Annotated in this window: 7 protein-coding genes; 2 read left to right on the top strand and 5 right to left on the bottom strand. The window is 65.2% G+C overall.

Features of this window, described 5'->3' with window-relative positions; genetic code table 11:
* Both FM113_RS14420 and FM113_RS14415 read left to right on the top strand, forming a co-directional pair.
* The coding region (locus FM113_RS14420) for an IS30 family transposase (protein WP_254908927.1) at positions 1–245 on the top strand (245 nt) is incomplete at its 5' end.
* Positions 246–630: 385 nt separating this feature from the next.
* Positions 631–1401 (top strand): endonuclease domain-containing protein, encoded by a 771-nt coding sequence (locus tag FM113_RS14415; protein WP_176387248.1) that lies wholly within the window; start codon positions 631–633, stop codon positions 1399–1401.
* A 15-nt stretch (positions 1402–1416) separates the two neighbouring features.
* Here the strand turns inward: FM113_RS14415 and FM113_RS14410 are convergent, their stop codons facing one another.
* The 5 genes from FM113_RS14410 to FM113_RS14390 are packed head-to-tail and all read right to left on the bottom strand — an operon-like array spanning position 1417 to position 6109.
* A complete protein-coding gene (locus FM113_RS14410) occupies positions 1417–2232 on the bottom strand; it encodes a serine hydrolase (RefSeq protein WP_087015523.1) in 816 nt (271 codons plus the stop codon).
* Between the two features lie 56 nt (positions 2233–2288).
* The gene (locus tag FM113_RS14405) at positions 2289–3050 is read right to left on the bottom strand and encodes an ABC transporter ATP-binding protein (protein ID WP_087015522.1); all 762 of its coding nucleotides are present in this window, start codon (positions 3048–3050) and stop codon (positions 2289–2291) included.
* On the bottom strand, positions 3047–4075 hold the full coding sequence (locus FM113_RS14400; protein WP_087015521.1) for an iron chelate uptake ABC transporter family permease subunit: 1029 nt from the start codon (positions 4073–4075) through the stop codon (positions 3047–3049). The genes FM113_RS14405 and FM113_RS14400 overlap by 4 nt, the downstream gene beginning before the upstream one ends.
* Entirely contained in the window at positions 4068–5117 is a 1050-nt protein-coding gene (locus FM113_RS14395; protein WP_087015520.1) for an ABC transporter permease, read from the bottom strand. Before FM113_RS14395 ends, FM113_RS14400 begins: the two co-directional genes overlap by 8 nt.
* On the bottom strand, positions 5114–6109 hold the full coding sequence (locus FM113_RS14390; protein ID WP_087015519.1) for a siderophore ABC transporter substrate-binding protein: 996 nt from the start codon (positions 6107–6109) through the stop codon (positions 5114–5116). Before FM113_RS14390 ends, FM113_RS14395 begins: the two co-directional genes overlap by 4 nt.
* Positions 6110–6224 lie beyond the last annotated feature (115 nt).

Genomic DNA, 6224 nt, shown 5'->3' with positions numbered 1-6224 from the left:
TCGATTCGGGGATCCCGGTGTTTATTTGTGATCCCCACTCGCCCTGGCAGCGGGGCTCGAACGAGAACCTCAACGGACTCATCCGGGATTTCTATCCCAAGGGCACGAACTTCAACGACGTGTCCGAGGACGAGTTGCGGCAGATGCAGGACTTGCTGAATGCTCGCCCGCGGAAAACGTTGGGGTTTAATACGCCGGCTGAGACACTAGACGAGTACCTCAGGGGTGTTGCACTCACCACCTGAGACCGCCACACAAATGACCCCGAAGTGCGTCCCCTCGGCGGCTGTTGGTGTGGGCAGTGAGTTGGGAGGGCGGCTCATTCCTGTTTTTCACAGGGGCAGGGGCCCGCGGAAAGTCCTGGGGTTATCCACAACAGCTGCGCGGTGGCCCCATCCCGGCTCCCACCCCTCGAGGATGAGGTGCGTGTCTCGACCATGCACCCCACTGCCGGATACGCTCGCCCAGCGCCCGATTGCCGTCAGCGAAGGACCGTCCCTGGGCCTCAGCCCGGATATACTTCGTCATCCTCGGCTGCTCGCACCGTTCTTCGGAGTGCGGGCGCTTCCCGTGGCTGGGGAGCCCCGAAACACCCCCGCTGATCGCGCCAGGGGTAGGGCCCTCGCATACGTGCCGAGACTCCGAGCGAACGAGCTCTTCAGTCATGCAACGGCGCTCGTGCTGCTGGGGTGTCCCATCGCGCTCCCCGCTGAACCGCACGTATCGATCCTCCGCCCTGCCAGACTTGCGCGAGCCCGTGGGGCGGTGGGTCATACACATTCCGCCGCCATCGCACCCTGGCGGCACCAACCCAGCGGGGCCCCGGTCGCCCCACCCGCGCTCGCGCTCACACAGGCAGCCGCGGTGCTCCCTTTCCGGGAACTCGTGGTGGCGGCCGACCACCTGATCCGACCGCGGCGGGAACACAACGGCACCTCTGTGGTGGCGCTCGGGGAATTGGAGGCCGCTGCTGCTACGGCCAAGACTCGCGGCATCCGGAGGCTGCGCACAGCACTCAGCCTTGCGCGAGCCGGAGCGGAGTCTCGGATGGAAACCCTGCTTCGGCTGGTGCTGATTGAGCACGGGCTCCCCGAGCTTCCGCTGCAGGTCGCGATCCACGATGCGCGCGGAAAATGGATTGGGCGGTTCGACATGGCGGATCTCGTACGGAAGCTCATCGTCGAATACGACGGGGAGCAGCACAGGACAAGCGACCGGCAGTATGCGCGAGACGCGAACAGGCTTGAGCGAGCGCGGGACGCCGGGTATCAGGTGCTCAGGTTTCGTCACACCGACGTACTCCAGACACCGCGGGAAACTGCGCGGCGCGTCGCTCACGCGCTCGGCCTACCTGTGGCACTCCTTGGGGAGCCGCTCCGAGGATACCTGCGGGAAAGGTGAGAGGTGGCGGAGGCGCTAGCCTGCGAGCTCGGCGAGAATTGCGTCGGAGTACACAGGCCAGGCCTCGGCGGACCAGGTGCTGAAGTTCCGGTCTGTGAGCGTCACGCACGCGACCTCAGCAACGGGGTCGACCCACAGGAACGTCCCCGCCTGCCCAAAGTGTCCGAAGGTCTGCGGACTGTTACGGCTTCCCGTCCAGTGCGGGTGCTTGCCGTCGCGGATTTCGAAGCCCAGGCCCCAGTCGTTGGGGTTCTGCCTCCCGAAGCCGGGCAGTACCCCGTCGAGGCCGGGGAAGGCGACCTGCGTGGCGAGCGCAATCGTGTCCGGGTGGAGCACCTGCGGGGCTTGCAACTCAGCGGCAAATCGTGACAGGTCCGCCACGGTCGAGAAGCCACCTGCAGCGGGGGCCCCTTCGAGCCTGGTCGACGTCATCCCGAGCGGCTCGAAGATCCCCTCGCGCAAGTACTCCGCGAACGGCATCTCGGCACGCTCAGTAAACGTCTCAGCGAGCACGTTGATGCCCAGATTCGAGTACACGCGACGGTGCCCGGGACGCGCCCGGATCAGGTCTTCGGAGAAGTCCAGGCCGGAGGCGTGTGCAAGCAGATGACGCACCGTTGATCCCTCCGGCCCCGCCGGATCGTCGAGTTCCAGAGCGCCCTCCTCGACGGCGAGCAGGATCGCGGCCGCGCTGAGCAGCTTCGTGACCGAGGCAAGCGCGAACTCGCGATCCTGATCGCCGTGCTGGCCGAGGATCCGCCCGTCGCGGGCGATCACCGCGGTCGCGGCGTTCTTCACGGGCCAGGTATCGATGAGGCTGAGGCTCTGCATGCTTCCACGCTACCCTGCCGGCGATGCCGCTCCCTGCACGAGTATCAACCGTTCCCCTACGGCCTGTAGTACACAGCCACGCGCCGCCCCGCGTGCTCCAGCACTTGCACCGGCGTCTCGAAGACGCGCTCCAGCACCTCAGGAGTGATGATCTCTTCCGGGGTTCCCGAGGCGACCACGCGCCCATCGGCGAGCGCCACAATCCGGTCCGCATACGCGGCCGCGAAGTTCACGTCGTGGATCACGAGGATCACGGTTTTGTTGAGCGCGTCGGCCGCGGCGCGCACCTGCGACATCATCCCGACCGCGTGGCGCATGTCGAGTCCTGTGAGCGGCTCATCCAGCAGCACGTAGTCAGTGTCCTGCGCCAGCACCATCGCGACAAACGCGCGCTGGCGCTGCCCGCCGGAGAGCTCGTCGATGAAGCGATCCTCCATCCCTGCCAGATCGAGAAAGGCAATTGCGGCGTGGATCGCGCGCTCGTCGGTCGCAGTCAGCCTGCCCGCGGAGTGTGGGAAGCGCCCGAAGGTGACGAGCTGGCGCACAGTAAGCCGCGCCATGAAGTGGTTCTCCTGCTTCAGGATGGACACCACCTTCGCCAGATCTCGCGACTTCGCGACACGCACGTCGAGCCCTCCGACGGTGACCTGCCCGCGGTCGGCTTCGAGGAGCCGTCCGATGATTGTCAGCATCGTCGACTTGCCAGCACCGTTCGGGCCGATCAGTGCGGTGACGCCGCCGCGTTCGATGGTGAGGTCGACGGGGCCAAGGACGCGAGTCCCCGCATAGTGCTTGTCGACGCCGTGGAGTTCGATCACCGCATGCCCTTTCTCAAGATAACGATCAGGAAGAGGAGGCCGCCCAGGAATTCAATGATCACTGTGACAAGCCCGGCCGCCGCGAACACGTGTTTCAGGATGAACGTGGCTCCGAGGAGCGCAACAAGCCCGATTCCGATGGCCAGGGGCAGGATCTCTGAGTGCCGGTCGCCGCGCGCAAACTGGTAAGCAAGAGTCGCGACCAGGAAGCCGTAAAAGGTCATCGGCCCGACGAGTGTCGCCGAAACTGAAACAAGTACCGCGACGAGCACGAGGATCGTCACTACTTCCCGTCGGTAGTTCAGACCCAAGCCCACAGACACGTCCCGGCCCAGCGCAATCACGTCGTAACGGCGCCTGCGGGACCACACGAATCCAAGGATCACTGCGACGATGACCGCGGCAATGGGGAGGTAGTCGAGATTCGCTTTGCCGATGCTGCCGAACAGGCGAGCGGAAAGCACGTCGAACTCGCTCGGGGTGAGCAGCCGCTGCATAAACGTCGAGACGGAGCCGAAGCCCATTCCCAGCACTACTCCCACGAGGAGCAGGAGGTGCAGGTTTGCCCGTTTCCCGGAGAACAGCCAGCCATAGAGGAGCGTGGCGAACATCACCATCAGACCGCTCTGCGCGAGGATCTTCGGGATCCCGTCCATGCCCCCGGCAGAGGCACCGAAGAAGAAGACGAGCGAGGTTTGCGTGAGCACGTAGAGCGCGTCGAAGCCGAGGATCGACGGGGTGAGGATCCGGTTCGAGGTGGCGGTGTGGAACAGCACGGTCGCAACGGCCTGGCACACCGCAACGAGCGCGATTGTACCGAGGGACGCACCGCGACTGCGGACGATCGTCCAGAATCCGCTGCTTCCCGGGGCCGCCGGGTTGCCGTAGACGAGAATGAGCACGGCGAGCACCAGGGCCACCGCGAACACCAGAAGAGTGGGGAAGGCGCGCCGTAGCCAGCCCGGGCCGGCTACGGGGTCGAGCGGGGGCAGTCCGGTGTCGGAGAGGCGAACGATACTAGCCACGGCGCTGCCTCAGAAGCAGAGTGATGAAGACCACGGACCCGACAAGGCCCAGCACCATCGAAACCGGGATCTCAAACGGCATCCGGATCGTGCGTCCGATCAGGTCGCACGCGATCACAAGCGCGATCCCACCGAGGCAGACCCAGGGCAGGTTACTCCGCACATTGTCGCCGCGGATCATCGACACCACGTTGGGGACCACAAGCCCGAGGAACGGGAGGAAACCGACAACCACGGTCGTGACGCCAGCGGCGACCGCGACAAGCGCGGTTCCCGCAATCAGGATCACTGTATACGGCACCCCGACGCTCGTCGCGACGTCTTTGCCAAGCCCGGCCACGGTGATGCGATCTGCGAGCAGGAACACAAGAATCGTGACGATGCCAACGATCCAGAGCACCTCGTAGCGGCCGCGCACCACCGCGGTGAAGCTGCCCATGAACCACGTGCCGACGAGCTGCAACATGTTAAATTGCGCGGCGAGGAACGTGGTGAGCGCGCTCACCACGGCGCCGAGCATGATGCCGATGAGCGGGACCACAAGCATTGTGCGGATCGGGATACGCTGGAGGATCGCCATGAACAGCATCGCGCCCACAAAGGCGGCGAGGCTCGACAGCACCATCTTCGTTCCGAGCGTGGCTCCAGGTACCAGCAAGACCGTCAGCAGAAGGCCGAGCGCTGCCCACTCCGTCGTGCCGGAGGTTGTCGCATCGACGAAACGATTCTGCGTCAGCATCTGCATAACCAGGCCACTGGTGGCCATCGCGGCACCTGCGAGCACCAGCGAGAGCGTGCGTGGGACCCGGGTGATCCAGAACATCTCGGCACCAAAGTCTTGGCCGGTAATGTCGTACACCCCCACAAGGAGTGATGCGATGACAAGCGCGACCACGATGAGGGACGCGATCAGGATCGGCCACACACCGCGGCCCCGGCGTGGGGCTGCGGTGTGTGGGGACGCCGCAGCGGGGAGCCCGCGCTGACGCTTGGGCTCCCCGCTGTCGCGGCCCGACTCGGCCGCAGGAACGGGCGAGATCATGCTGCGGCGAAGGCCGCCTTGATCTGCTCGATGAGCGCGGTGTACGCCTGGATATCCTCGGTGAGGTAGAAGTTCGGGTCCAGGTAGATGATCTGGTTCTTCTGCACCGCGGGAACGTTGGCGAGCGCCTCGGATCCTGCGATCAGCTCGTCCGCGGGAACCGAACCGGGCTCGGGCTCGGAGAAGGACGCGTCGCGGTCGAGCACGATCATCCACTCGGGGTTCGACTCCGCGATGGCCTCGACGCTGATGTCGTCACCGTGGGAGGTGTCTTCTGCGGCGCGGTAGATCGCGGGCTTCAAGCCGAGGGCCGGGAATACGGGGCCGACGCTGCGACCGGTCCCGGCTGCGGCGAACTCGATCTTGCCGCCGGAGGTGATGAGGCCCATCACGGTGTCAGTGCCGTTGTACTCGGCCTTGGCACCGTCGATCGCGTCTTCAAGCGCAGTGTTCAGCTTCTCGGCCTCGTCTTCCTGGCCGAAGATCTGGCCCAGGATCGTCGTCTCGCGCTGCAACTCCTCGAAGAGGTCCTCACCCTCACGCGGGGCGATATCAATCACGGTCGCATCCGGGTTCTGCGCTACGAGGTTGTCGTAGGCGTCGCTGAAGCGGTAGCCGCCGATGATGAGATCAGGCTCGGCAGCAACGATCGCTTCGAGGTTCGGCTCGCGATGGGTACCGACATCAGCGACCGAGTCGTCTTCGATGTAGTCGGTCCATACGGTCCCCATGAGGCCCTTGGGTGCGGCGACAAGCGGGACATCCCAGGAGCTGAGTGTCTCAAACACGTGGTTGTCGAGCGCGACAACCCGCTCCGGGTGCGACTGCATCTCGACCTCACCGTGGTTGTCGGTGAAGGTGATTGTCTGTGCGGCGGCGGGCGCTTCGGGCTGTTCAGCCGCGGGTTCCCCGCTCGAGCAGGCGGAGAGCAGCAGGGCGGCACCCAGCGTGAGAGCTGCGGCGGCGGTGACTCGGGAAGAACGGAATGACACGAAGATTCCTCAGGTCGAAGGGGCACAGGAAAAACGCGCCATCGCATGGGGGTGCGACGGCGCGGCGAACCGGGGAATCTCGGAGGGGACCTGCGCTTTCGCGTCCGGGACTTGA

The organism is Leucobacter sp. 7(1), from assembly GCF_900163635.1.
In the GTDB taxonomy this organism is placed as follows: domain Bacteria; phylum Actinomycetota; class Actinomycetes; order Actinomycetales; family Microbacteriaceae; genus Leucobacter.
This window is presented reverse-complemented; position numbering and strand designations above follow the sequence as displayed.